27 protein-coding genes are annotated in these 23,950 nt (G+C 76.3%); 13 read left to right on the top strand and 14 right to left on the bottom strand.

The window, feature by feature from the left end; all coding sequences use genetic code 11:
• Positions 1 to 35: 35 nt before the first annotated feature.
• Positions 36 to 986 carry a DUF429 domain-containing protein gene (locus tag AC2TDM_RS01300; RefSeq protein WP_484635581.1) on the bottom strand — a complete coding sequence of 317 codons (951 nt, stop codon included), beginning with the start codon at positions 984 to 986 and terminating at the stop codon, positions 36 to 38.
• Positions 987 to 1,107: 121 nt separating this feature from the next.
• Here AC2TDM_RS01300 and AC2TDM_RS01295 point away from each other — a divergent pair, with 121 nt between their 5' ends.
• Entirely contained in the window at positions 1,108 to 1,494 is a 387-nt protein-coding gene (locus AC2TDM_RS01295) for a hypothetical protein (protein WP_484635580.1), read from the top strand.
• Positions 1,491 to 2,702, top strand: coding sequence for a hypothetical protein (locus AC2TDM_RS01290; protein ID WP_484635579.1), 1,212 nt, complete (start codon positions 1,491 to 1,493; stop codon positions 2,700 to 2,702). The genes AC2TDM_RS01295 and AC2TDM_RS01290 overlap by 4 nt, the downstream gene beginning before the upstream one ends.
• Positions 2,703 to 2,715: 13 nt before the next feature.
• Here the strand turns inward: AC2TDM_RS01290 and AC2TDM_RS01285 are convergent, their stop codons facing one another.
• Positions 2,716 to 3,207: a helix-turn-helix domain-containing protein gene (locus tag AC2TDM_RS01285; protein ID WP_484635578.1), complete on the bottom strand. Its 492-nt coding sequence runs from the start codon at positions 3,205 to 3,207 to the stop codon at positions 2,716 to 2,718.
• 246 nt (positions 3,208 to 3,453) lie between these two features.
• Here AC2TDM_RS01285 and ppk2 point away from each other — a divergent pair, with 246 nt between their 5' ends.
• Complete coding sequence (gene ppk2 / locus AC2TDM_RS01280; protein ID WP_484636370.1) at positions 3,454 to 4,305, top strand: polyphosphate kinase 2; 852 nt, start codon at positions 3,454 to 3,456, stop codon at positions 4,303 to 4,305.
• Between the two features lie 4 nt (positions 4,306 to 4,309).
• On the opposite strand, the gene AC2TDM_RS01275 is transcribed toward ppk2, so the two are convergent.
• On the bottom strand, positions 4,310 to 4,987 hold the full coding sequence (locus AC2TDM_RS01275; protein WP_484635577.1) for a TetR/AcrR family transcriptional regulator: 678 nt from the start codon (positions 4,985 to 4,987) through the stop codon (positions 4,310 to 4,312).
• 84 nt (positions 4,988 to 5,071) lie between these two features.
• Here AC2TDM_RS01275 and AC2TDM_RS01270 point away from each other — a divergent pair, with 84 nt between their 5' ends.
• Positions 5,072 to 6,391: a glycosyltransferase gene (locus tag AC2TDM_RS01270; RefSeq protein ID WP_484635576.1), complete on the top strand. Its 1,320-nt coding sequence runs from the start codon at positions 5,072 to 5,074 to the stop codon at positions 6,389 to 6,391.
• Between the two features lie 21 nt (positions 6,392 to 6,412).
• Here AC2TDM_RS01270 and AC2TDM_RS01265 read toward each other — a convergent pair whose 3' ends face one another.
• Both AC2TDM_RS01265 and AC2TDM_RS01260 read right to left on the bottom strand, forming a co-directional pair.
• Positions 6,413 to 7,528 (bottom strand): DNA glycosylase AlkZ-like family protein, encoded by a 1,116-nt coding sequence (locus AC2TDM_RS01265; protein ID WP_484635575.1) that lies wholly within the window; start codon positions 7,526 to 7,528, stop codon positions 6,413 to 6,415.
• A gap of 41 nt (positions 7,529 to 7,569) precedes the next feature.
• Positions 7,570 to 8,457 (bottom strand): helix-turn-helix transcriptional regulator, encoded by an 888-nt coding sequence (locus tag AC2TDM_RS01260; protein WP_484635574.1) that lies wholly within the window; start codon positions 8,455 to 8,457, stop codon positions 7,570 to 7,572.
• Between the two features lie 116 nt (positions 8,458 to 8,573).
• On the opposite strand from AC2TDM_RS01260, the gene AC2TDM_RS01255 reads away from it, so the two are divergent.
• The 4 genes from AC2TDM_RS01255 to AC2TDM_RS01240 all read left to right on the top strand — a co-directional run bounded on the left by AC2TDM_RS01255 (position 8,574) and on the right by AC2TDM_RS01240 (position 11,585).
• Positions 8,574 to 9,269 carry an SDR family NAD(P)-dependent oxidoreductase gene (locus AC2TDM_RS01255; protein ID WP_484635573.1) on the top strand — a complete coding sequence of 232 codons (696 nt, stop codon included), beginning with the start codon at positions 8,574 to 8,576 and terminating at the stop codon, positions 9,267 to 9,269.
• A 123-nt stretch (positions 9,270 to 9,392) separates the two neighbouring features.
• Entirely contained in the window at positions 9,393 to 9,914 is a 522-nt protein-coding gene (locus AC2TDM_RS01250) for a hypothetical protein (protein ID WP_484635572.1), read from the top strand.
• A gap of 302 nt (positions 9,915 to 10,216) precedes the next feature.
• On the top strand, positions 10,217 to 10,438 hold the full coding sequence (locus tag AC2TDM_RS01245; RefSeq protein WP_484635571.1) for a hypothetical protein: 222 nt from the start codon (positions 10,217 to 10,219) through the stop codon (positions 10,436 to 10,438).
• 34 nt (positions 10,439 to 10,472) lie between these two features.
• Complete coding sequence (locus AC2TDM_RS01240; RefSeq protein ID WP_484635570.1) at positions 10,473 to 11,585, top strand: hypothetical protein; 1,113 nt, start codon at positions 10,473 to 10,475, stop codon at positions 11,583 to 11,585.
• A 21-nt stretch (positions 11,586 to 11,606) separates the two neighbouring features.
• On the opposite strand, the gene AC2TDM_RS01235 is transcribed toward AC2TDM_RS01240, so the two are convergent.
• The 5 genes from AC2TDM_RS01235 to AC2TDM_RS01215 all read right to left on the bottom strand — a co-directional run bounded on the left by AC2TDM_RS01235 (position 11,607) and on the right by AC2TDM_RS01215 (position 17,279).
• Positions 11,607 to 12,359: a hypothetical protein gene (locus AC2TDM_RS01235; protein ID WP_484635569.1), complete on the bottom strand. Its 753-nt coding sequence runs from the start codon at positions 12,357 to 12,359 to the stop codon at positions 11,607 to 11,609.
• Positions 12,356 to 12,934 (bottom strand): RNA polymerase sigma factor, encoded by a 579-nt coding sequence (locus tag AC2TDM_RS01230; RefSeq protein WP_484635568.1) that lies wholly within the window; start codon positions 12,932 to 12,934, stop codon positions 12,356 to 12,358. The genes AC2TDM_RS01235 and AC2TDM_RS01230 overlap by 4 nt, the downstream gene beginning before the upstream one ends.
• Positions 12,935 to 13,004: 70 nt before the next feature.
• Positions 13,005 to 13,838 (bottom strand): aldo/keto reductase, encoded by an 834-nt coding sequence (locus tag AC2TDM_RS01225; protein WP_484636369.1) that lies wholly within the window; start codon positions 13,836 to 13,838, stop codon positions 13,005 to 13,007.
• 70 nt (positions 13,839 to 13,908) lie between these two features.
• Positions 13,909 to 16,518 (bottom strand): MMPL family transporter, encoded by a 2,610-nt coding sequence (locus tag AC2TDM_RS01220; RefSeq protein ID WP_484635567.1) that lies wholly within the window; start codon positions 16,516 to 16,518, stop codon positions 13,909 to 13,911.
• A 53-nt stretch (positions 16,519 to 16,571) separates the two neighbouring features.
• Complete coding sequence (locus tag AC2TDM_RS01215) at positions 16,572 to 17,279, bottom strand: TetR/AcrR family transcriptional regulator (protein ID WP_484635566.1); 708 nt, start codon at positions 17,277 to 17,279, stop codon at positions 16,572 to 16,574.
• A gap of 152 nt (positions 17,280 to 17,431) precedes the next feature.
• On the opposite strand from AC2TDM_RS01215, the gene AC2TDM_RS01210 reads away from it, so the two are divergent.
• Genes AC2TDM_RS01210 through AC2TDM_RS01195 form a run of 4 tightly spaced genes read left to right on the top strand, consistent with a single transcriptional unit; the run spans position 17,432 to position 20,699 of the window.
• Positions 17,432 to 18,106: a nucleoside/nucleotide kinase family protein gene (locus AC2TDM_RS01210; protein ID WP_484635565.1), complete on the top strand. Its 675-nt coding sequence runs from the start codon at positions 17,432 to 17,434 to the stop codon at positions 18,104 to 18,106.
• A gap of 15 nt (positions 18,107 to 18,121) precedes the next feature.
• Positions 18,122 to 18,541 (top strand): nitroreductase/quinone reductase family protein, encoded by a 420-nt coding sequence (locus tag AC2TDM_RS01205; protein ID WP_090032387.1) that lies wholly within the window; start codon positions 18,122 to 18,124, stop codon positions 18,539 to 18,541.
• Positions 18,534 to 19,715, top strand: coding sequence for a MalY/PatB family protein (locus AC2TDM_RS01200; RefSeq protein WP_484635564.1), 1,182 nt, complete (start codon positions 18,534 to 18,536; stop codon positions 19,713 to 19,715). The genes AC2TDM_RS01205 and AC2TDM_RS01200 overlap by 8 nt, the downstream gene beginning before the upstream one ends.
• A gap of 9 nt (positions 19,716 to 19,724) precedes the next feature.
• The gene (locus AC2TDM_RS01195; protein WP_484635563.1) at positions 19,725 to 20,699 is read left to right on the top strand and encodes a squalene cyclase; all 975 of its coding nucleotides are present in this window, start codon (positions 19,725 to 19,727) and stop codon (positions 20,697 to 20,699) included.
• Between the two features lie 98 nt (positions 20,700 to 20,797).
• On the opposite strand, the gene AC2TDM_RS01190 is transcribed toward AC2TDM_RS01195, so the two are convergent.
• The 3 genes from AC2TDM_RS01190 to AC2TDM_RS01180 all read right to left on the bottom strand — a co-directional run bounded on the left by AC2TDM_RS01190 (position 20,798) and on the right by AC2TDM_RS01180 (position 22,776).
• Positions 20,798 to 21,259 (bottom strand): SHOCT domain-containing protein, encoded by a 462-nt coding sequence (locus AC2TDM_RS01190; protein ID WP_484635562.1) that lies wholly within the window; start codon positions 21,257 to 21,259, stop codon positions 20,798 to 20,800.
• Positions 21,260 to 21,359: 100 nt separating this feature from the next.
• Positions 21,360 to 22,064 (bottom strand): hypothetical protein, encoded by a 705-nt coding sequence (locus tag AC2TDM_RS01185; RefSeq protein WP_484635561.1) that lies wholly within the window; start codon positions 22,062 to 22,064, stop codon positions 21,360 to 21,362.
• A 496-nt stretch (positions 22,065 to 22,560) separates the two neighbouring features.
• Positions 22,561 to 22,776: a hypothetical protein gene (locus AC2TDM_RS01180; protein ID WP_139224374.1), complete on the bottom strand. Its 216-nt coding sequence runs from the start codon at positions 22,774 to 22,776 to the stop codon at positions 22,561 to 22,563.
• Between the two features lie 156 nt (positions 22,777 to 22,932).
• On the opposite strand from AC2TDM_RS01180, the gene AC2TDM_RS01175 reads away from it, so the two are divergent.
• Positions 22,933 to 23,169 (top strand): hypothetical protein, encoded by a 237-nt coding sequence (locus AC2TDM_RS01175; RefSeq protein ID WP_484635560.1) that lies wholly within the window; start codon positions 22,933 to 22,935, stop codon positions 23,167 to 23,169.
• A 50-nt stretch (positions 23,170 to 23,219) separates the two neighbouring features.
• Here AC2TDM_RS01175 and AC2TDM_RS01170 read toward each other — a convergent pair whose 3' ends face one another.
• Positions 23,220 to 23,927 carry a helix-turn-helix transcriptional regulator gene (locus tag AC2TDM_RS01170; RefSeq protein ID WP_484635559.1) on the bottom strand — a complete coding sequence of 236 codons (708 nt, stop codon included), beginning with the start codon at positions 23,925 to 23,927 and terminating at the stop codon, positions 23,220 to 23,222.
• Positions 23,928 to 23,950 lie beyond the last annotated feature (23 nt).

Genomic DNA, 23,950 nt, shown 5'->3' with positions numbered 1-23,950 from the left:
AAGCAGCATAGCAACGGCTTTGCCGACAACCGTTGCTAAGACGGCGAGCTGGGACCGGTCTCCGCCGGACCGGAGGCGACGCCGAGCTCACGGCCGACGACGGCCACGATCCGCTCCGCCGCGTCCCGGGTGAGGAACGGCATCTCCGCCAGAAGGGCGTCCCTCGCCCGTTCGGCGCGGTCGTCGTGCTCGGCATCCGGCTCGGCGGTCGGCGGGAGGACCGGACGAGCGGTTGTCATCGCAGCGGCGCCGGCGGGGAGGCCGGGGACGACGATGTAGCCGTCGCGCGCCGCGCCCAGCACGACCATGCGGTCGCGGTCGTGGTGCCACAGCCACGCGAGGTACGCGCAGAGGATCGCGTCGACCTCGTCCTCGACCCGGTCGAGCTCGACCGGCCGGCGGGCGTCCGCGACCGCCGCGCGCAGCTCCTCCCACCTCTCGTTCTCCGCGAGCGCGAGGAGCGGCCCGGTCACGCGTTCGAGCGCGTCGAGGAGCGCCTGCCAGGCGACCGCGCGCGACGCGACGTCCCGCCCGGGCTTCGACTTGTACGGCAGCACGCGCTCCAGCTCGAACAGCACGACCATCGCGGGGTGCGGATACACCTCGATGGCCACCGACCGCCCGGTGGCGGGACGCACCTCCGGGTCGACGTCCCACCCGTGCCGCTGCGCCAGCACCTCACCGCGGGGCGGGTCGAAGTTCTTGTTGCTGCGGTTGGCCGGATAAGCCCCCGCGGAGTACCGGCCGAAGTGCTGAGTCACCAGCCGCTCAGCCGGCCGCATCCCCGTCGGGTTGGGCACGACGAGCGGCGCGTCGATCGCGGCGACGACGTCGGCGCCGCACATGTGCGCCGCAAGGACCACGTCGATCTCCGCGTCCGTGACCACGCTGCTCGAGTGCACGAGCCGCCCGTCCTCGTCGAGCACCGCCATCCCGGTCCGAGCGCGAGGTCCCCAGGCGAGGTCGATCCCCACGTAGCGCGTCATAGGCCCTGTCTACCCGCCTGCCCGCACCGAGCGGCAGCGCCGATCCGTACGCCAGCCCTGTCCTCGGGGACTTCGCCGTGCCACGATCGGGGCTCGGAGCCGCCACCGGAGGTCGACCGCGATGCGCTTCTACTTCGACGCCCATGACGAGCTGACGTCGCCGGACGCGGACGCCCTTGTCGAGCAGCTCGGCACGCTCGGGCTCGCGACGAGCGAGGTGCACGCCGCGCCGCCGCGAGGGGTCGCCGAGATGCTCCCGCTCGTGCAGGAGCTCGTCGTCACCGCCGCGGCCGCCTCCGTCGCCGTCAACGGCATCCTCGCGGTGATCGGGCGCTTCCGGCGAGGGGTCGTCGTGGACGCCTCGGCCGACGAGCTGACCATCCGCCCCGACCGGGCGCTGCCGCCGGGGTCGGTCGTCGTCGTCGGGCGCGAGGGCCGGCCGGTGACGCTGGACCGCGGCGACGGGCTGGCGGGGGCGCTGACGGAGCTGGTCAAGGGCCGTCGGTGAGCGACGACGAGGCGCACCGCCGGCGACTCGACGACGCGGCCGCGGCCCTGCGCACCTGGGTGGCGCAGCAGTACGACGAGGAGCGCCTCGCCAGCACGCCCGGCACGGCGGAGGACCGCGTCGACGGGGTCCTGCAGCGGCTGGGCGCAGACCCGGCGTGGCACGGCGACCTGCCCGATCGCGAGGTCCTCCTCGCACGGGCGCGCCGGGACATGGCCGGTGAGCAGCCCGGGCGCAGCCCGCACCTCGAGGGCCTCGCGGCCGAGCTGCGGGAAGGGGCCGTCCGCGCCCTCGGGGGGCAGCCCGCCGGCGCACCGGTGATCGCGGTGCTGGCGCGGACGCCGTTCTTCTTCGCGCGCATGCAGGAGGACACCGGGATCGACGACGCGTACCTCGTCCTGCTGCACCACCGCTTCCCGTTGTACCTGGACCTGGTGGCCCGGTCGGTCGCGGCGGCCGTGCCGTTCGGCTGGTTCGTCGAGCGACCGCCCGACGACGAGGTGCGCCGCACGCTCGACGAGCACCTCCGCACCGAGCCCGACCGCACCGTGCGGACCTTCGCCGAGGCCGCCGTGAGCCTGGCCGAGATGCGGACCGACGTCACCGGCGGCTCGTATCCCGTCGCGCCCGAGCGGTACGCGCACTTCACGCTGCTGCTCGACGCGGCGCTGATGTTCGTCCTCGGGCACGAGATGGCGCACTACGAGATGTCGCACGACGGCCCGCCGCGGCCCGCGGTCGAGCGGCTGGGGTTCGCCCGGGCGCCGACGCGCGCCTGGCAGGAGCTCCAGGCCGACGAGCTCGGCGCGAGCATCAGCACCTGGACCCTGCGGACGGGCCGCGGCATCCCCTTGGGCGTCAGCATGCTCGGCGCCTGGCAGTTCTTCCTCGCCTGGGAGGCCTTCGACCTCAGCGTCCACGTGCTCGCGGCCGGAGACGCCCGGGCGGGCGTCGAGCGCTTCGACCACGAGCAGGACGCGGCGGGCACCGACGGTGCCTACCCGTCGATCCGCGACCGGCGCCGCACGCTCGCGGCCACCGTGGCCCGCGCCGCGCCGGGCGACGCGGGTCTCGCGTACTTCGCGCGGACCTTCGACCTCGTCCGGCAGCGGTTCCTGACCGCGACCGCGCACCACGCCGAGCACATGGCGGCCGTCGGACCGGTGGGACGGCCGCCGACGGGCGGGCACGGACCCGGGTTCGCCTGAGGCCCGCGCGCGCTCAGCGCAGCTGGGCGATCTGCACGAGGTTGCCGACCGTGTCGTCGAGCACGGCCGTGACGACCGGGCCCATCTCGACCGGCGGCTGGGTGAAGCGCACGCCGAGCGCCTCGAGCCGGGCGTGCTCGGCGACGACGTCGTCGACCGCGAAGCTCGTGATGGGGATGCCGTCGGCCACGAGGGCGGCGGCGTAGGCCTTCGCGGCGGGGTGGTCGTCGGGCTCGAGGAGGTCCGCCCACGGCGCGAGCGCCTGCCGCAGCGGGGTGAGGTCGACCTCGTGCACGAGGGTGCGGCCGACCTTGTGCCGACGGACGAGGCCCGCCTCGGCCAGCACGTCGAGGTGCTGGGAGACGGCCTGCCGGGTCGGCGTCAGGCCGTGGTGCTGGGCGAGCCGCGTGCACAGCTCGAACAGCGTCTGACCGTCGCGGGCACGCAGCTCGGTGAGGAGCGCGCGCCGCGTCGGGTCCGCGAACGCCCGGAGAGGATCGGGCACGGCCTCACCATAGGCAAGCATCCAATTGCATGTCGAGGGTCCCGACGAGGTGCCGAGCGCCGGGCGCCGTCGCACGATGACGGGGTGACGCAGGACAGCCTCCCCCTCTCGGTCGAGCCCCTCTCCCGCACCCCCTCCGCCGACGACCAGCGCCTGGACGGCCTCGTCGCCGAGCTCACCCGGACCGCCCGCGAGGCCCGCGACAGCGCGACGGTCGCCGACCTCCCGCCCGACCTCGCCGCCGCGCTGGCGGAGTTCCGCGTCACCATCGACGACGAGGGCGAGCCGGTGCTGCTGCGCCCCGACGGCACCGTCGTCGACACGTGGCGCGAGGACTACCCGTACGACCACCGCATGACCCGGCGCGAGTACGACGTGGTCAAGCGCGCCCTGCAGATCGAGCTGCTGAAGCTCCAGGCGTGGGTCAAGGCCACCGGTCAGCGCGTCGTCATCCTCTTCGAGGGCCGCGACGCCGCCGGCAAGGGCGGCACGATCAAGCGGTTCACCGAGCACCTCAACCCGCGCGGCGCGCACGTCGTCGCCCTGGAGAAACCGAGCGAGCGCGAGAGCACGCAGTGGTACTTCCAGCGCTACGTCGCGCAGCTGCCGGCGGCCGGGGAGATCGTGCTGTTCGACCGGTCCTGGTACAACCGCGCCGGCGTGGAGCGGGTCATGGGCTTCGCGACGCCGGAGCAGTACGAGGAATTCATGCAGCAGGCCCCCGAGCTCGAGGCGATGCTGACGCGCTCGGGCATCCACCTCGTGAAGTTCTGGTTCTCCGTCTCCCGCGCCGAGCAGCGCACGCGGTTCCTCATCCGGCAGATCGACCCCGTGCGGCAGTGGAAGCTCTCGCCGATGGACCTGCAGTCCCTCGACCGCTGGGACGACTACACGCGGGCGAAGGAGGAGATGTTCGCCCGCACGGACACCGACCACGCGCCGTGGACGGTGGTGCGCAGCAACGACAAGAAGCGCGGCCGGCTGGAGGCCATGCGCCACGTGCTGTCGCTGTTCCCGTACGACGACCGCAACCCGGCCGTCGTCGGGACGCCGGACCCGCTCATCCTGGGCCGGGGCCGCGACGTGCTGGAGAGCTGAGGCGCTACGCCGGCCGCAGGATCAGGCTCCGCACCGTGTCGACGTACCAGGCGCGCAGCTGCTCCGGCGTCCAGCCGAAGTCCAGCACGTAGAGCTGGTAGGGGTCGAAGCCGTTGAGCAGCGCGAACGTGTCGGCGTGCTGCTCCGGCGTGCGCTCCGGGCGCAGCAGCCCCCGCTCGGCCAGGACCTGGACGGCCGCGCGGTTGTCGGCGCGGCGCCGCGCCGCGAGCGCCGTGTACAGCTCGGCCACCTCCGGCTCCTCGACGGCCGCCGCCGCGACGGCCCGCCAGATGCCGATGCCCGCCTGCTGCCCTGCCAGGACCAGATCCGCGATGCCCTCCAGCATGGCTGCCGGCTCGTCGCGCAGCAGGGACGCCCAGGGCTCCTGCTCGGACAGCTTCGCCTCGCTCTCCCGGCCGGCGAAGGTCTGGGAGAAGGCGGCGATGAGGAGTGCCCGCTTCGGTCCCGCCGCGGCGACGGACTCGGGCGAGACCTCGGCCCGCTCGGCGATGGCCGCCAGCGTCGTGCGCCCGTAGCCGCGCTCGGAGAAGCACGCCGCGGCCGCTTCGACGATCCGTCGCCGCGTCTCGGCCGCCTGCGCCGCGCGGCGCGAGGAGTCGTACCGCCGCTTCGGCCGCGCCGGGGTCTTGCCCGCCGCCGACGCTTTCGCTACGTTGCTCATATTCAATACCGTACCACCGGAGCGAAAGCGCAGCTGCCCAGCGCCTCCCTCCCCCACCCTCCCTCACGAACGGACGCCACCGCGATGGCTCGCATCCTCATGCCCTCCTCCCCGATCTACGGCCACGTCGCGCCGATGATCACCCTCGCCCGCGCCCTCCTCGCGCAGGGGCACCGCACCACCGTCCTCACGGGCTCGAAGTACCGGGCAGCGGTCGAGGACGCGGGACTGTCCTTCCTGCCGCTGCCCGCCGAGGCCGACTACGACGACGCGGACCTCGACGCGTGGCTGCCGGGCCGCGACCGCCACAGGGGACTGGCCGCGGTGCGCTACGACATCACCGGCATGTTCATCCGTCCGCTGCCGGCCCAGCACCGGGCGGTGACGGCAGCTCTGGCCACCGGGGCCTTCGACCTCGTCGTCGGCGAGGGCGCCTTCCTCGGCACGCTCCCCACGTACCTGACCGTGCCCGCGGCGGAGCGGGTGCCCCTGATCGGCGTCTCCGCTCTGCCCATGACCCTGACGAGCGTCGACTGCGCGCCGTTCGGTCCCGCCCTGGCGCCCGGCAGCTCGCCGCTGTCCCGCCTGCGCAACCGGGTGCTGAACACCGTCCTGCACGCAGGGCCGCTGAAGCCGCTCGGCACCGCGCTCACCCGCGCGCTCGCCGAGGTCGGCGCGCCTCCCGCTCCGGGAACGGTGTTCGACCAGCTCGTCTCGTACGACGCGGTCTTCCAGCTCTCGGCACCCGGTCTGGAGTACCCCCGGCGCGAGCTGCCCGACCGGGTCCGGTTCGTGGGTCCCCTGCGGGCGCAGCCCCGCGCGGCGGCGGACCTCCCGGCCTGGTGGTCCGACCTCGACGGCACCCGGCCCGTCGTGCACGTCACGCAGGGCACCATCGACAACACCGACCTCACGCGGCTGGTCGTGCCCACGCTCCAGGCCCTGGCCCACGACGACGTGCTCGTCGTCGCGAGCTCCGGGGGCCGCCCGGTGCGGGAGGTCGTCGACGCGTGCGGCGGCACGCTGCCCGCCAACGCCCGCGTCGCCGAGTTCCTCCCCTACGACGCGCTGCTGCCGAGGACCGACGCCTACGTCACGAACGGCGGCTTCGGCGGGGTGCAGCTCGCGCTGGCGCAGGGGCTCCCGCTCGTCGTGGCGGGCGCCACGGAGGACAAGCCGGAGATCGCCGCGCGGGTGGCGTGGTCGGGCGCGGGGGTGGACCTGCGGACCGGCGAGCCCACCCCCGCCCGCGTCCGCGACGGCGTGCGGCGCGTGCTGGGCACCCCGTCGTACCGCACCGCCGCGGAGCGCCTCGCGGCCGAGATCGCGGAGCTCGGGGACCCCGTGGACGCCATCGCGGCAGCGGTCGACGCGCTGGTGGCTACCCCGGTCGAGCCGGCCTGAGCACCGCGCCGGCGCAGGTCCTCACCGCGCGTGCAGCGGCTCCAGGTCGAGCCAGCGGGCCAGGTCCTCGACCTGCTCCTGCACCGCCGCGGTGAGGTCCGCGTCGAATGCCTCGTCCTCGTGGACCGCGTCGACGCGCAGGACACCGGCCTTGCGGTCGGCGGTGGCGTCCACCTTCCCGACGAGGCGGTCGCCGTGCAGGACCGGCAGCGCCCAGTAGCCCCACCGCCGCTGCGCCGCCGGCTTGTACATCTCGAGGGCGTAGTCGAAGGCGAACAGCGCGGCCATGCGCACGCGGTCGAACACGAGCCGGTCCAGCGGCGACAGGAGCACGGTCCGCCCGACGAAGGGCTCCGCGTCGAAGGTGCCCAGCACGAACGGGTCGACGCGCCACTCGCCCGACACCCCCTTCACGGCCACCGGCTCCCCCACCGCGCCGACGTCGTCGGGCTCCTGCGGCGTGCGCGGCGCCTTCGGCCGAGCCAGGCCGAGCGCGCGGAGCCGACGGCGGTCCCGCTCGCGGCGCGCCTCGTCGAGCGGCACGACCGGCGCGTCCGGGTAGACGCGCTCGGCGAGGTCCCACAAGGGGTCGCGGCCGCGGCGGCCGGCCATGGCGACCTCGCCCGCGGCGACCATCGCGTCGATCATCCGGCGCACGTTGCGGGCGTCGTTCCAGCCCGACGAGCGCCACGGCCGCACGCACGTGTCCGGCAGGGCGCGGGCGGGCAGCGGCCCGTCGGCCGCGAGCCGCGCGAGGATGTCCGCCCGGCACGCGTGGTTGTCGAGGAGCCACGTCCGGGCGGCCTCCTGGTAGGGCAGCAGCCCCTGCCCGTCGCGCCACGCAGCCATCTCGGCGCGGTACAGGGCCACGTCCTCGGCGGGCCGGATCCTCCCGTCCAGCACGACGAGGACGTGCTGCGCCAGGAGCGCCGCCGTCTCCTCCGGCGCGTAGCCCGACCCCAGCCGGCTCCACAGCACGTGGTCGGCGCTCGGCGCGACGGCCGCCGTGCGGTCGTCCAGCAGCAGGGTCAGGTGCTCGACGACCTCGAGCACGTCGTCGGGCCGCGGCTCGTCGAGCAGCTGCGCCCGCACGGCGACCCGTCGCGCCTGCTCCTGCGTCAGCCGGTGGGGCTCCACGCCGGCCATCCTCGTGCCGCGGCCCTCGTCGTCGCCAGGCGTCACACGCCCGTCGCGGCGCGGACCGGCAGCCCGCCCGTCACGCGCAGGAGCTCGAGGGCCTGCGCGGCGGAGCTGCTGGCCGGCGCCGAGTGGACGACGACCTTGAGGTCGGATCCCGGGACGGTGAGGACGTCGCAGTCCAGCGCGATGGGACCGACCACCGGGTGGTGGACGGTCTTGGACGCGGACTGGTGCTCGCCTGTCGCGCCGCTGTCCCAGAGGCGCGCGAACCGCGGGCTGCCGGCGTGCAGCTCGGCGACGAGGGCCCGCAGCGCGCGGTCGTCGGGGTAGCGGCCCGCCGCCACGCGCAGGTCCGCCACGAGCGCGGCCTCGAACGCGGCGATGTGCTCGACGTCGGGGTCCGAGCCGGACTCGCCGACGGACGACCGGACGGCCAGCGGGCCGGTGCCGAGGAACCGGGTGCGGACCAGGTTGCGCTCGCCCTCGGGCAGGGCGCCCGGGTCGCCGAGCAGCGCCGCCCACAGCGGCGTCCACGTGACGAGGTCCCACGACGCGCTGAACACCGCGAGCGGCAGCTCGGTCAGCCGGTGCACGAGCCGCACGATCCCCGGCGGCAGGTGCGTGGAGACCGTCGTCGGGCGCGGGGGCAGCAGGCCGGCGAGGACGTGCAGGTGGTCGCGCTCGTCGTCGGACAGCTGCAGCGCCCGGGCCAGCGCACCCACCACCTGCGCCGACGGGTGCGACGCGCGCCCCCGCTCCAGCCGCACGACGTAGTCGACCGACAGCCCCGCGAGCTGCGCCAGTTCCTCCCGCCGCAGCCCGCGCGCGCGGCGACGCCCCGTCGGCAGCCCGACGTCGGCCGGGTCCAGCCGGTCCCGCCACCGCCGCAGCGCCGTGCCGAGCGTCTCGGTCACCGTGTCCGTCACGCGCCCATCCTCGCCCCGGGCACCACCACGGCGGCAGCCCCGACCGTGGTACCACCGGTCCTACCGACGCCGGGGGCACTGGTCGCCCGCCCGGCAGGGCCCGCAGGGTGGACGCCATGACCACCACCCTGATCACCGGCGCCAGCAAGGGCCTCGGCCACGAGGCCGCCCGCCGCCTGCTCGCCCTCGGCCACACCGTCCTCGTCGGCGCACGCGACCCCGAGCGCGGACGGGCGGCCGCGGACGCCCTCGGCGCCCGCTTCGTCCCGCTCGACGTCACCGACGACGCGTCCGTCGCCGCGGCCGTCGCCGACGTCCAGGCCCACGAGGGCGTGCTCGACGTCCTCGTCAACAACGCGGGCATCGCCGGCTCGGCGGCGCCCGTCACCGAGCTCACCGCCGCCGACGCCGAGACCGTCTTCGCCACCAACGTCCTCGGTGTCGTCCGCACGACGCAGGCGTTCCTGCCGCTGCTGCGCCGCTCGTCGGCCCCGGTCGTCGTCAACGTGACCAGCGGGCTGGGCTCCTTCGCCACGGTGCACGACGAGAGCCGCATCGAGTCGAGGGTCGTCGCCCCGTTCTACACCGCGTCCAAGTCGGCCGTCACGATGCTCACGGTGCAGTACGCGCGGGCCCTCCCCGACCTGCGCATCAACGCCGTGCACCCGGGCTACACGGCCACCGACCTCAACGGCAACAGCGGCCCGCAGACCCTCGAGGAGGGCACCGACGCGATCGTCGCCATGGCGACCGTCGGCCCCGACGGCCCGACGGGGACCCTGCAGGACCGCCACGGCGTCCTGGCCTGGTGAGGTCCGCCGGGGCGCCGAGCGGTCGTCGCCCCGGCGCGCCCGTCGCCCGAGCAGTGACGGGCGGGTGCGTGGGAGGCTGGGGTGCCAGCGTCCCGCCGTGCCGCACCGTCAGACAGGGGCCTCATGACCGCCGTGCTCATCCATCCTTCGCAGGGCAAGGGCGACGGCCTCGTCAACGCCGACGTCTCCCTGAAGAACCCGGTCGTGTGGGCCGATCGCCCCGACCTCCTCCCGATCCTCGTCGCCGACCAGCGCATGGCGCTGCAGCGCCGCTACGAGACCGAGGCGCGCATCTGGGGCACGTACCGCGCCAACCTGCCCAAGTACAAGAAGGTCACCGAGGGCGACCTCGTGGTGTTCACCGGCGGTGGCGGGATCTGGGCGCTGGGGCGCATCGGCTACCAGTTCAGCAACGACCGCTTCGCCGCGGCGCTCTGGACGCCCGACGAGGAGAAGGGCCTCTACGAGTTCCAGTACGCGGTGGAGGACTACCGCCCGGTCGAGCTGCCGTACGCGCTGCTCAGCGAGGCGTTGGGGCACAAGGCGAAGAGCACCTTCCAGGCGATGGTGGTCTACGAGGGCGAGCGCGCGGACGCGGTGGTGCAGGCGCTGACCGCGGCGACGGGCTCCGCGACCGACGACTGAGCCCTGAGGGGCGACGGCGCCCCTGGGCCGAACGGGTGGTCTCGGCGCCGTCCCCACGCTGGCGGTCCACGGGCGTGACGCGAGGCGTGCCACGGCGGACGAGTACGTTCCGCCCCGCCGGCAAGCACGCGGGCGTCCTCGAGCTGGCCCCGCCGGAGGAGTGGGCGCGCTGGGCACCCCTGGCCTAGCAGACCTCAGACGTACGGGTGCTAGGACCCTTCCCGGCCGCACCGGCAGCGAGGACCGTCGGCACCGGCGCTCGGCACGGCGGCCGGGCCGCACGGCGACGGCGAGGTGGGGACATGAGCACACCAGCAGGTCCGGGACCGACGAGCGCCGCGCTCGGTATGCGCGCGGTCCCGCCGACGCCTCCGGCCGAGCCCGGCACGTTCCCGTACGAACGGCGGCGGGGCCCCGACGGCCGGATGTACCAGTGGCGGCCCCACGACCAGAACGCCACGCCGCCCGTGTTCGGCGTCTGGGCCCTCGACCAGGTCCTGACCGACCCGCCGACGCTGCGCTGAGCGGGGCCGCACCGTGCTCCGGTCCCGTCGGGACGTGCTGCCCGCCTCGCTGGAGGCACCCGCGGGGGCCCTGCTGTCGGCTCTCGCCGACCGCTTCACGGCGCGACCCGCCACCCCCGCGGCACCGCCCGACGAGCAGCTCACGTCGCTGACCCGGTTCCCGACCGAGGCGCAGACCGCGGCGAAGTGGCTCGTGGCGGCGCTGGCCGCGGTCGGGGCGACGGTCTTCGGCACCGCGGTGGTCGCCCGACCCGCGCTCGACTGGGGGGACGAGCGCGGCCGGCTGGTCCTCGCCTGGGTGCTCGGGGCGGTCGGGCTGTTCGCGGTGGGGTTGCTGCTGGTGACCGCCACGCGGGTCTTCGCGCCGCAGGTCGTCGACCTCTGGCAGCTCGGCACCCTCGAGGCGGAGATCGACGGGGCGTCCGAGGCGGACAGGGCGCGCTACCTGCCCGGCGGCCTGACCTCCGTCGGCGCCTTCCGCACCCGGTTGGGACAGGAGAGGGACGCCGCCGCGGCGATGGAGGCGCAGGTGCTGCGCGCGCGGCGGCTGCTCGAGCGGGCCGAGGCGCGCGGTGACGCCGCCGCGACGGCACGCGCCCGTGACGACCTCGTCGACGCCGAGGACGCCCTCGCCACGGGCCGGCGGACGCTGGAGACGCTCGAGCGGTCGCGGTCCGTGCTGGTCGCCGCCGCGCAGGCGCGGCGCACGGACGAGGAGACGGCCCGCCTCCTGCGGACGACGGCCGTGGCCGGACTGGTCGCGGCCGTCGGCGGCATCGGCTTCCAGCTCGTGCTGGCCGTGGGCGACGACGGCGAGGGGGCCGGCGAGGGCGCCGGCGCGGGGGCCGGCACCGTCGTCACGACCACCATGACGCGAGCGCCGGGGCAGGCCGGGGACGCGCTGTGGCAGGCGCTCGACCTCGCGTCGTGCGAGGTCGACGGCCGCGACGGCGTGGTGCCGGTCGCGGTGAGCGCCGGTGACGGGACCGCCGCCAGCCCGTGGCGCGTGCAGACCGTCCCGCTGACGCCCGCCTGCCTGCCGCGGACGTTCGAGGTGGTCGCGGCAGCGGCCACGGTGGTCGTCGTCGAGCCCCAGGAGGTCACCGTCGAGTACGGACCGGTGACACCCGCGGCCACGACCGGCTGAACGCGCCGGGCCGCGCCCCGGTCAGCGGGCGACCTCGACCGGCGCGCCGGGGACGCCCCTCTCGTCGAACGGCGTGACGGTCGCCGCCGGGGAGTCCGTCGGCCACCACGCGGCGAACCAGCCGTCCTGGACCGTCGCCCGGACCGGGCCGCCGGCCTCCCGGTCGACGACGACCTGCGCGACGTCGTCGCCGGCGAGCCCGTACACCGCGGTCCACGGCCCGTCCTCCGGCGACCACGTGCCCACCCAGCTCACGACGGCCACGCCGTCCGCCGTCGGGGCGGGCGGCATCGTCCGGGTGTACGACGAGATCGAGCCCTCGCTCGTCTCGTGGTCGCTCCACACGCAGGCGCTCGCCCAGTCGCCGTCGGCGAGCACGCTCAGCACCACGGCGCCACGCTGCTCGACGAGCACCGGGACGGGCTGCACGTCGGCCGGGACCGAGGAGGCGCACGACGCCGTCGCGCGGGCCGCCGTCGCGGGGTCCGGGGCGGCCGGGATGGCGGTCCAGGTCGCGAAGGCCGGCTCGTCGGGCGGGGCGGTCAGCAGCACCGCCGCGACGACGGCAGCCGCCGCGCCGCCCGCCGCCAGCGCCCAGCGCCGGGCCGGCCGCCCAGCACGCCGGGCGCGCGCGGCCGCGAGGGTCGGCACCGCCCCGGCGTGCGTGTCCTGCTCCGCGCGCACCCGCGCCCGGGCGCGCTCGAGCCCGTCGGGGTCGACGACCCCGGTCGGGGCGAGCGCGCGCACCCTCCGTTCGACGTCCACCACCCTCACCGTCCCCTCGTCGTCCGCTGCACCGCGTCCTCGGCGCCCACCGGGGCGCCCGCGCCGACGCCGTCGCCGTCGGCCTCGTCGAGCAGCCGCTGCAGCCGGGCCCGGGCACGGTGCAGCCGGACCTTGAACGCGGTCGTCGAGCACCCGGCGACGAGGGCCGCGGCCGCCGGCCCCAGCCCGTCCCACGCCGTCAGCAGCAGGGCCGGCCGGTCGGCCTCCGACAGCAGCGCGAGCGCGCCGAGCAGCTGCGCGCGCTCGGCGACGTGGTGCTCGACGCCGTCGTCCGCACCGCCCGCCGGCCCGGCGACGGCCGCGAGCGCCGCGACGCGCTCGTCGTGCCGCAGCTCCGTCCGCCGCCGGTTGGCCACCGTGTTCCGCGCGACGACGAGCAGCCACGGCAGGACGTGCGCGGGCACCTCGTCCCGGCGGCGCCAGGCCACCGTGAAGGTCTCCGCCAGGACGTCCTCGGCGTCGTGCACGCCCACGTGGCGCACGGCGTACGCCTGGATGCGCGGCGCGTGCTCGCGCCACAGGGCGTCGAACCACGCCTCCGGGTCCGTGCTGGGCCACCTCACACCCTGCAGTGTCCCGGCAGGGCCCGGGGTTACAGGCGCACGAGCACCGGTCTCGCGGGGCGTCGCCGCCTCAGCCGGCCGCGCTGCAGCGGGCCAGCTCGTCGTCGGACAGGACGAGGTCGGCCGCCGCGGCCGAGTCCGTGATGGACGTCGCTCGTCGGGCGCCGGGGATGGGGATGACGTGCGGCGAGAGCGCCAGCTCCCACGCGAGCACGACGCGCTGCGGGCTCACGCCGTGCTCCGCGCCGATCTCGGCGAAGACGCCGAAGCGCTCCCCGACCCCGGCCGCGCCGCCGCCGGTGCCGCCCAGCGGGCTCCACGGCAGGAACGCGATGCCCTCCGCGTCGCAGAGCCGCAGCTCGTCCTCCGACTGGCGGTGCGACGGCGAGAACTGGTTCTGCACGCTCACCAGCCCGCCGGGACCCAGGACGTCCTGCGCGATGCGGATCTCCTCGATGTTCGCGTTGGAGATGCCGACCGCGCGGACCTTGCCCTCGTCGCGCAGGGCCTTGAACGTCCCGACGACCTCGGCGTAGTCGCGCTCCCGGTCCGGGCGGTGCCACTGGTAGAGGTCGATGACGTCGACGCCGAGCCGGCCCAGCGACGCCTCGACCGCCGAGCGCAGGTACTCCGGGGACCCGTCGCGGCCCCACGTCTCCCCCTCGCCGCGCGTGATGCCGCCCTTCGTGGCGACGACGAGGCCGTCGGGCAGGGTGCCGTACGCGCGCAGGGCCGTGGCGACGAGGCGCTCGATGTGGCCGAAGGTGTCCCACGAGGGGGCGTAGCAGTCGGCGGTGTCGAGCAGGGTCACGCCGGCGTCGAGCGCCGCGTGGATCGTCGCGACGGCCTCGCGCTCGTCGGGGTACTGCTTGTCGTTGTTCATCGACAGGGGCATGCAGCCCATGCCGACGGGGTGGACCTGGAAGGGGCCGAGGGCGCGCGTCGTCGTCACGGTCGTCGACGCTAGCCCTCGGTCAGGCGGCCGGCGCGCCCGGCACGTGCGGGTGGCGCCGCTCGAGCGCCGCACCCTCCACGTCCACGTCGGGCAGCACCCGCTGCAGCCAGCGCGGCAGCCACCACGCGGCGTCGCCCAGCAGGTGCAGCAGCGCGGGCACGACGAGCATCCGCACGACGAACGCGTCGACGAGCACGCCGAACGCCAGCGCGAAGCCGATGGGCCGGATGAGCGCGGACTCGGCGAACATGAACCCGCCGAACACCGAGATCATGATGATCGCCGCCGCGATCACCACCGCCCGCCCCGCGCGCAGCCCCTGCGCCACCGCCAGCCGGGCCGGCGCCCCGTGCGCGTACGCCTCGCGCATGCCGGAGCCGAGGAAGAGCTGGTAGTCCATCGCCAGGCCGAAGAGGATCCCGACGAGGATCGTCGGCAGGAAGTTGAGGATCGGCCCGGGCCGCTCGACCCCGAAGACGTCCGACAGCCAGCCCCACTGGTAGATCGCCACGACCCCGCCGATCGCGGCGAAGTACGACAGCACGAACCCGAGCGTCGCCAGCAGCGGCACGAGCAGCGACCGGAACACCACCACGAGGATGACCAGCGACAGCCCGATGACGACGCCGAGGTAGACGGGCAGCGCGCCGGCCAGCTTGTCGGAGATGTCGATGTTGCCGCTGGCGGCGCCCGCCACGCCCAGCGTCGTGCCGTCGTCGAGCGGCGACAGCTCGCGCAGGTCCGTGACCAGCCGCTCCGTGCTCTCACTCGTCGGGCCCTGCGCGGGGACGACCTGCAGGACGACGGTCGTGCCGTCCGCCGACGTGCCGGCGGGCGCGACCGCGGACACGTCGTCGACGGCCGCGACCGTCTGCGCCACCGCGAGCTGCGCGGCCACCTCCTCGCCCTCGGCGGGCGCCTCCGGCAGCTCCGCGACGACGACGAGCGGCCCGTTCGTCCCGGGGCCGAACGTGTCGGCCACGCGCGTGTAGGCCTGGTACGAGGTCGAGCTCTCGGGCTCCGAGGAGCCGTCGGGCAGGTTGGTGCGCAGGCTCAGGGCGGGGACCGCCACGGCCGCCAGCACGGCGACGCCGACGACGACGCGGCCGACCGCACCCGCCGTGGACATGGGGCGCACGGCGGTCGCGGCCGGGGAGGCCGCCGTCCCGACGACCGGGATCGCGCCCGTCGGCGGGGCCACGTGCCGGCCGTGCGAGGTGCGCGCCGCGTCCGCCTCCTGCGCCGCCAGGAGGGCCGCGTCCGCCGCCGCCCGCTCCCGCCGGGTGAGGATGCGGCGGCCGATGAGGTGCAGCAGGGCGGGCGTCAGCGTGACGGCGACGAGCACCGCCACGGCCACGGCCGCCGCGCCGACCGTCCCCATGAGGCCGAGGAACGGGATGCCGGTGACGTTGAGCGCCAGCAGCGCGATGACGACGGTCGACCCCGCGAAGACCACCGCGTTGCCGGAGGTCCCGTTCGCGAGCCCGATCGACTCCTCGACGTCGTAGCCCTCCTTCAGCTGCCGCCGGTGCCGGTTGACGATGAACAGCGCGTAGTCGATGCCGACCGCCAGGCCGAGCATGAGGCCGAGCACCGGCGTCACCGACGACATGTCGACGACCCCGGAGAACGCCAGCGACCCCAGCGCCGCGATGGCCACGCCGACGAGCGCGGTGACCAGCGGCAGCCCCGCGCCGACCAGCGTGCCGAGCATGACGACGAGCACGATCCCGGCCACCACGAGCCCGACGACCTCGCCCGGCCCGACGACCGACGGCGTCTCCTGCGCGATGTCGGAGCCGAAGTCGACCTCGAGCCCCCCGACGTCGGCGACGCCCTCGGTGAAGGTCGCGATGACCGCCTCCTTGGCCTCCTGCGGCACGTCGAGCTGGGCGCCGGCGAAGACCACCGTGACGACGGCGGTCGTCCCGTCCTCCGACACCACGCGGATGCCCGAGGCCAGGTCCGCGAGCGCCTGCCCCTGCTCGAGCTGCGCGGCCTGCGCCTCGAGCTCCGCCGACCCGGCCTCGAGCTGGGCCCGCTGCTCGTCGAGCTGGGTCTGCCCGGCCGCGAGCTGCGCCTCCTGCGCGTCGAGCGCGGCCGTCGCCTCGGAGCTGGCTCCGGCGGTGGTGGCCTGCGCGCGGGCGGCGTCGAGCGTGTCCTGGGCGGCGTCGAGCTCGGCCTGCGCCGCGTCGAGCTGCGCGCGGCCGGCGGTGAGCTGCGCGCGGCCCTCCTCGACCTGGGTCGCGCCGGCCGCGAGCTGCGCGGCGCCCTCGGTGCGCTGCGCCTCGGCGGCGAACGGGTCCACGACGGTCTGGACGCCCTCGACCCCCGTGGCGTCCGCGACGACCGCGGCGAGGCCCTGCTGCTGCTCGGTGGTGAAGGGTGCGTCGTCGGCCGTGTGCACGACGACCGTGCCCGTGGCGCCGGCCGCCTCGGGGAGCTGGGCCGCCAGGCGGTCCGTCACCTCCGCCGTCGGGGTGCCCGGGATGGAGAAGCTGCTGGCCAGCGTGCCGGCGCCCACGCCGTAGCCGACCCCCGCGAGCGCGACGACGACCACCCACACGGCGATGACCGCGCGGGCGTGGCGGGCCGCGGCGCGGCCCAGGCGGAAGAGGAGCTCGGCCATCGTGTCCTTCGATCGGTGGGGGTGGTGGTGCCGGGGGCGTGTCGGGGGACGTGTCAGGGAGTCTGGCGCGGAGCGGGCGCGGCGGGCGGTGCGGGCGTGGCGAGCAGCGTCGACGCCAGGTGCTCGACGAGCCGCGCCCACGCCGCGCGGCCCGCCACGTCGTCGGACGCGGCGGCACCGGCCAGCCAGTGGCGGTGCAGCACGACGAGCCCGCTGGTCAGGGCACCGACGGCGAGCTCGACGTCGAGGGGGTCGGCCCGGGGGTGGCGCCGGACGAGCGCGGCGGCCAGCCCGTCGCCGACCTCGACGAGCGCCCGGAGCAGCAGCACGGCCTGCTGCGGCGGCACGCCGGCCGCGGACCCGGCGGTCGCAGCCGTGATGCCCAGCCCCCGCGTGAGGGCGGCCATCGGCCCGACGAGGTCCGCCCGTCGCAGCGCGGCCGCGAGATCGGAGGCCACCGCCCGCCGGGGGTCGTCGTGCCCCGCCGGCGGAGAGGGCGCGTCGTCCCCGACCAGGCCGTCGAGGACCTCCCGGAACGCCTGCGCGCCGACGGCGGCGACGACGTCGTCGAGCGAGTCGAAGTGGTTGAACACCGTCCGCCGCGCGACGCCGGCCTCGGCGGCCAGCCGGTCGACGGAGAAGCGCGTGCCGCCCGTCCCGACCATGAGGGCGCCCGCGGCGTCGAGGATCGCCTGGTGCGTCCGCGCCCGGTGCGCCACCCGTCGGTCGGGCACGCGGCGCTCGCGAGGCCCGTCGTCCATGCGCGCCAGCGTACGTGTACGTGCACTGAGTGCACCGGTTCTACCAGGCAGGGCTCCTCCGGCCCTCGACACGCCCGTCTAGCCTGGGACGAGGTTCGACCCCCAGGGACGCGGTGGGCGACGCCGGAGGGCCCGGGCCGAGGGGAGGACCTGTGAGCACGACCGTGACGCCCGGCCTGGCCGCGCTCGCCGACCGGGCCGAGGCCCTCGTCGCCGGCGCGGCGGGGCCCGGCCGGCCCCTGCTCGGCATCACCGGCACCCCCGGTGCCGGCAAGACCACCCTCGCCACGGCCCTCGTCGCGCTGCTCGACGAGCGGCACGGCGCCGGGTGGGCCGCCTACCTGCCCATGGACGGCTTCCACCTGGCCAACACCACCCTGGACCGGCGCGGCCTGCGGGACCGGAAGGGCGCGCTGGAGACCTTCGACGGCTGGGGCTTCCTGGCCCTCCTGCGCCGCGCCGCCACCGAGACGGGCAACCCCGTGTACGTCCCCGGCTTCGACCGACGCGTCGACGAGGGCGTCACCGGCGCGACCGTCGTCGCGCCCGGCACCCGCCTGGTCGTCGCCGAGGGCAACTACCTGCTCGTCGACCAGGAGCCCTGGGCCGGCGTCCGCGACGTGCTCGCCGCCTGCTGGTACTGCGACACCTCGCCCGACGAGCGCCTGGCACGGCTCGTCGACCGGCACACCCGCCACGGCCGCAGCCCCGAGGCGGCCGAGGCCTGGGCGCGGACCGTGGACGGCTCCAACGCGCTCGTCATCGAGGCATCCCGGGACCGCGCCGACCTCGTCGTCTCCGGGGTCGACCACCGGCCCCTGGCGTAGGGCAGGATCGGCGGCGTGGCGGACTGGAACCAGCAGATCATCGAGGAGTTCCGCGCGTCGGGCGGCACGGTGACGACGATGGGCTTCGGGCGCACGCTCGTCCTCGTCCACCACGTCGGGGCGCGCACGGGCACGGAGCGGGTCGCGCCGCTCCGGGCCATCCGGGTCGACGACGACACGTGGCTCGTCGCCGCGTCGAAGGCCGGGGCCCCCGAGAACCCGGCCTGGTTCCACAACCTCGTCGCGCACCCGGAGACGGTGGTGGAGACCCCCGACGACGGCACGGTCCCGGTCCGGGCGGAGGTCCTCGTCGGCGACGAGCGCGACGCCGCCTGGGCGCGCTTCACCTCGGCGAGCCGGGGCTTCGCCGAGTACCAGGAGAAGACCGCGCGCGTGATCCCCGTGGTGGCGCTGCGGCGTCGCAGCGGTGCCTGACGCCTTCGACGCGCCCACCGACGAGGAGCTGCGGGCGCGCGGCAGCATGAAGTGGACGACGTTCCCGGGAACGACGGGGGCGTTCGTCGCCGAGATGGACGTGCTGCCGGCACCGCCCGTCCGCGCCGCGCTCGACGACGCCCTCGACCGCGGGCTGACGGGGTACCTGCCGCCGTGGCTGACCGAAGAGCTGTCCGCGACGACCGCCGCCTGGTACGCGCAGGCCTACGGGTGGACCGTGCCCGACGCCTGGGTGCACCACGTGCCGGACGTGATGGCCGCGCTCGAGGCGACGATCGACCACCTGACGCCGCCCGGGTCTGCGGTGGTGCTGCCGACCCCGGCGTACATGCCGTTCCTCACCGTCCCGGCGCTGCGGGGGCGACGGGTCGTCCAGGTGCCGTCGGTGCGGGACGGGGACCGGTGGGTGGTCGACCTCGACGGGGTCGCGGGGGCGCTCGCCGCGGGCGGCGGGCTCGTCGTGCTGTGCAACCCGCACAACCCGCTCGGGACGGTCGCGACGCGGGCGGAGCTCGCCGCGCTGGCGGAGGTCGTGGACCACGCCGGCGCGCGGGTGTTCGCCGACGAGGTGCACGCACCGCTCGTCCGCGCCGGAGCCGTGCACGTCCCCTACGCCTCGGTCTCCCCCGCCGCCGCCGCGCACGCCGTCACGGCGACGTCGGCGAGCAAGGCGTGGAACGTCCCCGGCCTCAAGTGCGCGCAGGTGCTGCTGTCCGACGAGGCGACCGCCGCGCGGTGGGCCGCGGTCGGGCCGGCGGTCGGGCGCGGCACGTCGACCCTCGGCGTCGTCGCGAACGTCGCGGCCTACCAACACGGGCGGCCGTGGCTGGAGGAGGTCGTCGGCTGGCTCGACGCGAACCGGCGGCTGTTCGCGGCGCTGGCGGCCGAGCACCTGCCGGGCGTGCCGGTGAGCGACCCCGAGGGCACGTACCTGGCGTGGCTCGACCTGCGCGGGACGGCGGCCGCCGACGACCCCGCGGCCTGGTGCCGCGAGCACGCCGGGCTCGCCGTCACCGACGGGCGGCTGTGCGGTGACGCGGGGGCCGGTCACGTGCGGCTGGTGCTGGCGACCCCGGCGCCCGTGCTCGGCGCGGCGGTGGAGCGGCTCGGCGCCGCGCTGCACGGCGCCCCGGGTGTCGGGGGGCGGTCCTAGCCTGGCCGCATGGCTCTGGCGCCCGCGCTCGTGGAGTGGCTGCTCGACACCGACCCGGCCCTGCGGTGGCAGGTCGAACGCGACCTGCTCGGCGTGCCCGAGGAGGTCTGGCGGGCGACGCGCGCCCGCGTCGCGGCGGAGGGCTACGGCGCGCGGCTGCTCGCCCTGCAGGACGACGACGGGCAGTGGGCGGGCGGCGCCTTCTTCCCCGCCGGCTTCACGGGCGAGGGCGAGGAGGGCCAGCCCTGGACGGCGACGACGTGGTCGCTGAACGCGCTGCGCGGCTGGGGCCTGGACGCCGCCGCGCTGGCGGGCACGGCCGAGCGCCTGGCGGCCGGGAGCCGGTGGGAGTACGACGACCTGCCGTACTGGGACGGCGAGGTCGACTGCTGCATCAACGGGTACACGCTCGCGAACGGGGCCTGGCTCGGCGTCGACGTGTCCGGGCTCGAGCGCTGGTTCGTCGAGCACCGGCTGGCCGACGGCGGGTGGAACTGCCAGTGGGTCGAGGGGTCGACGCGCTCGTCGTTCCACTCGACGCTCAACGTCGTCAGGGCGCTGCTGGAGCACGAGCGGCTGACCGGCGGGTCCGACGAGCTGCGCGCCGCGCGGCACGCCGGCGAGGAGTACCTGCTCGAGCGCCGGCTGCTGCACCGGCTGTCGACCGGGGAGCGCGTCGGGCCGTGGGTGGACGCGATCGCCTGGCCGTTCCGGTGGCGGTACAACGCCCTGAACGCGCTCGACCACCTGCGGGCGGCGTCCCTGCTCGACGGCACCCCGCCGGACCCGCGGGCCGCCGAGGCCGTCGCGCTCGTGCGGGCGCTCCGGGGCGCCGACGGCACGTGGCGGCAGGGTGAGCGCGAGCCCGGACGGGTGTGGTTCGAGGTCGACGTGCCCGCCGGCGAGCGGTCGCCGTGGCTGACCCTCGTCGGGACGCGGGTGCTGGACTGGTGGGACGGCACGGGCCCGACGCCCACCCGCTGAGGGGACACGGGACTGCCGGGCGTCAGGAGCCGCGGCGCCGGGAGGCGGTGGGAGGGGCGCCTGAGGTGGCGGCCCGCGTCGCCGCCCGGCCGCGCAGGTCAGGACCGGTGGCCGAGCACGCGGCGCTTGGCGGCCGCGAACTCCTCGTCGTCGAGGTGCCCCTGCGCCCGGAGCGCGGCGAGGCGCTCGAGCTGGTCGATGAGGCTGCCGCCGCCCGTCGGCGTCGGTGCGGGCACGGCGACGACCGGCTGCTGCGCGGCGGACGTCCGGGCGGTCGCGGCGGCCCGCGCCGCCATCGCGCCGTTGGCGAGTGCCACGCCCGTGTCGGCGAGCGTGGAGACGATCCCGGTGCTGCGCGCCCGCAGCGCGGCCTTCTGCGTGGCGTCGACGGGCAGCCGCTCGATGCCGATCTCGAGACCGCGGGCGATGCCCTTCGTCAGGCCGTAGTGCAGGACCCGGTCGTTGAGCGACCGCGGCGCCCGCCGACGGCTGCCTGCCGCGGGACCCTCGTCGTCGCGCCCGTCGGGTGCCAGGGCACCACCGCTCACCGCGTCGTCCACGTCACCGCACCGTCCATGGCGTCAGCATCACCCGGCCGGGCCCGCCGCGCACGACCAGACGCACGACCAGACGCACGACCAGGCGCACGACCAGGCGCCGTCAGGGGCGGCGCAGGACCTCCCACGCCCCCTGCACGGTGCGGCCGGCACGGGCCCGCTCCCGGGGCCACGTCTCGAAGGCCGCGAGCCGGTCGGCGACCTCGGCCAGGAGCGCCACGTCGTTGAGGAGGATGCCCTCCAGCACGTCCTCGGGCTCGGCGCCGCTGACGGACGCCCAGCGCGCCGGGTCCGCCCCGGCGGGCGCCGGCAGCACGGCCGCGGGGCCGTCGACGGCCACCCGCGCGCGCTCGATCTCGATGAGCAGCGACCGCCGGGCCGCGCGGACGGAGCGCGGGACCCGGTGCTCGAGGATGCGGTCCCCGGCACGCCACCCGCGCTCGGCGAGCCACGCGGCGCGCGTGGCCCGGCGCGACAGGCGCAGCCCCACGGCCGTGCGCCAGCCCAGCTCGACGACGACGACACCCGTGACCGCCAGCAGCACCGCGCCCAGCAGCGCGACGACGACGGCCGCACCGCCCACGGCCAGCCCGGGCACGAAGGCGGCGGCGAACAGCGCGGTGGCCGTCCCGGCCGCCGCGAGGTGCGTGCCGCGACCCGGCGGGCACGCCCGGGCCACGACCAGCGCGCGCTCGAGGTGACGGGAGGCGGGCACGGGGCCGGGGCGCGCGATCCGGTGGATCTGCCGGTCCAGGTGGTACCGCAGCTGGCGCGACCGCGCCTCGACGGTCCGGACCTCCGTGCTCATGCCACTCCCCTCGCGCCGCACCCGCGGCCTGCCCCACGCCACCCGCGCACCGTGCTGGGGCGGGGTCGTCGTCGGTGGCTGCGCGCGGTCGCGCGCAGGCGACGTCGGCACGTCCAGTCTCGGAGAACGGTGTCGGACCGTCAACGCGAGCGCCCGGAGGTGAGACGGCCCGCGGGGCCCTGCGGCGGCACTCGACAGCGGGCGCACGACGAGGAGCAGGCGCGACGCGACCGCCCGCCCCCGACGGAGTCGCGCATCACACACCCGCACGGGTGGCCCGCCGGCGGACGGCCGTGTCCGGTTCCGGCCACGGGTCTGGCGCCCCGGCCCCGCACGACCCAGAGTGCGGCGCGGTGCGGACCGCGCACCGACGACGAGTCGCAGGGGGCTCGAGCGTCGGTGCCGCGGGCCCGCCGCCATGCGCGTCAGATGCGGCCGGCGCCCACGACGGACTCGATCCAGGCGACGACGGGCCCGTTCGCGCGTCAGGTGCGCGTCAGAGCGGGGACACCCGCACGACGGCCAGGTCCTGCGCCTCCTGCATCCGCCGCAGGATGCCGAGGACGACGTCCGTGTCCTCCACGGGCAGCGCCGCGACGGCGACGTCCTGCGGGTCGTCGGCGCCCCCGCACCCGGCAGGGCCCGGGCCGGTGGCGGCCGGCCGGGCGGGGCTGCGCCGTGCACGAGCCGGGCGTGCGGCGGGATGCGGCATGGGCAGCACCCTCGTGCGCCACAGGGCCGCCGACAACGCGGGCGTCCGGTAGCGGACACCGGCGGTGCCACGCGGCCGGGAGCGTGCGCACCATCGCCCTGACCGGTCCCGTCGGCACCGGCACCCGCGACGCACCGCACCCGACCGGAGGGCACCATGCGCACCTCGACGTCCGCCTCGACCGCCACCACCACCACCGTGACCGCCACGGTGCCGACCGCCTCGACCGCCCCGACCTCCCGGCACCGTGGCCGGCTCGCGGCGCGCGCGCTGCTCGTCGGGCTGCTGGCCGTGCCCGCCCTCGCGGCGGGGGCGACGGCCGCGAGCGCCGACGCCGGCACCACGACGGCCGGCGCCACGACGAGCTGCATCCTCTGCGTCGGCGGTGGCTAGGGCCACTGAGGGTCACCCGGGCGTCACCGAGGGGTTCGCGACGGGCGAGGTCAGAGCCAGCCGCTGCGCACGGCCTTGACCCCCGCCTCGAACCGGGACCGGGCGCCGAGCATCGTCATGACGGCCGCCATCCGCCGCCGGATGGTCCGCGTCGAGAGCCCGAGCTGCTTGGCGGCCACCTCGTCCGTGACGCCCGCCGCCATGATGTCGAGGATCTCCCGCACGGTGGACTCGGCGAGCAGGTCCTCGGGCCCGGTGCCGACGCGCTGGGCCGACCGCCACATCGTGGCGAACTGCTGGAAGAAGCTGTACACCACGGCCGGCTCGGTCGAGACGAGGTAGGGCGGCTCGAGGGTGTCCGGGGCGACCGCGACGGCGACGGTGCGCCGGTCGAACAGGATGATGCGGTGCGGCACGCGCACCGCGACGCGGACCTGGGCGCCGGCGGCGGCGAACTCGGTGAGGTAGCGCAGCACCTCGGGCCGCCGCACCGAGTCCGCCTGGTAGATGACGGGCCCCCCGCGGCCTGCACGGATGAGGGCGACGTCCTCGTCCCACGAGGAGCGCAGCGTGCCCACGTCGTAGTGGCCGCCGGGCAGCGCGCTCCAGATGCGGCGCGCGCCGGCCGCCTCCTGCTCGAGCCGCGCCCCCAGGGCGGCTCCGTCGTCGTACCGCAGGATGGACCCGCGCTCGGCCGCCGCGCGGATGGCGCTGGACTCGACGTCGTCGGGCGGTGGCGTGCCCCCGCCCTGTCCCATGCCCGGCCCCTCGTCGCCCCGTC

This window comes from Cellulomonas sp. plas2, from assembly GCF_057221735.1.
Note: the sequence above shows the minus strand (reverse complement) of the source record. Positions and strands in the feature narration are given on the sequence as shown.

What these genes read in the sequence shown, in the direction of transcription:
- AC2TDM_RS01180 (WP_139224374.1), bottom strand. Translation starts at nt 22,776, where the DNA reads ATGCCGCATCCCGCCGCACGCCCGGCTCGTGCACGGCGCAGCCCCGCC.
- AC2TDM_RS01275 (WP_484635577.1), bottom strand. Translation starts at nt 4,987, where the DNA reads ATGAGCAACGTAGCGAAAGCGTCGGCGGCGGGCAAGACCCCGGCGCGG.
- AC2TDM_RS01215 (WP_484635566.1), bottom strand. Translation starts at nt 17,279, where the DNA reads ATGGACGACGGGCCTCGCGAGCGCCGCGTGCCCGACCGACGGGTGGCG.
- AC2TDM_RS01185 (WP_484635561.1), bottom strand. Translation starts at nt 22,064, where the DNA reads ATGAGCACGGAGGTCCGGACCGTCGAGGCGCGGTCGCGCCAGCTGCGG.
- AC2TDM_RS01255 (WP_484635573.1), top strand. Translation starts at nt 8,574, where the DNA reads ATGACCACCACCCTGATCACCGGCGCCAGCAAGGGCCTCGGCCACGAG.
- AC2TDM_RS01225 (WP_484636369.1), bottom strand. Translation starts at nt 13,838, where the DNA reads ATGGGCTGCATGCCCCTGTCGATGAACAACGACAAGCAGTACCCCGAC.
- AC2TDM_RS01195 (WP_484635563.1), top strand. Translation starts at nt 19,725, where the DNA reads ATGGCTCTGGCGCCCGCGCTCGTGGAGTGGCTGCTCGACACCGACCCG.
- AC2TDM_RS01270 (WP_484635576.1), top strand. Translation starts at nt 5,072, where the DNA reads ATGGCTCGCATCCTCATGCCCTCCTCCCCGATCTACGGCCACGTCGCG.
- AC2TDM_RS01175 (WP_484635560.1), top strand. Translation starts at nt 22,933, where the DNA reads ATGCGCACCTCGACGTCCGCCTCGACCGCCACCACCACCACCGTGACC.
- AC2TDM_RS01300 (WP_484635581.1), bottom strand. Translation starts at nt 986, where the DNA reads ATGACGCGCTACGTGGGGATCGACCTCGCCTGGGGACCTCGCGCTCGG.
- AC2TDM_RS01220 (WP_484635567.1), bottom strand. Translation starts at nt 16,518, where the DNA reads ATGGCCGAGCTCCTCTTCCGCCTGGGCCGCGCCGCGGCCCGCCACGCC.
- AC2TDM_RS01250 (WP_484635572.1), top strand. Translation starts at nt 9,393, where the DNA reads ATGACCGCCGTGCTCATCCATCCTTCGCAGGGCAAGGGCGACGGCCTC.
- AC2TDM_RS01245 (WP_484635571.1), top strand. Translation starts at nt 10,217, where the DNA reads ATGAGCACACCAGCAGGTCCGGGACCGACGAGCGCCGCGCTCGGTATG.
- AC2TDM_RS01170 (WP_484635559.1), bottom strand. Translation starts at nt 23,927, where the DNA reads ATGGGACAGGGCGGGGGCACGCCACCGCCCGACGACGTCGAGTCCAGC.
- AC2TDM_RS01295 (WP_484635580.1), top strand. Translation starts at nt 1,108, where the DNA reads ATGCGCTTCTACTTCGACGCCCATGACGAGCTGACGTCGCCGGACGCG.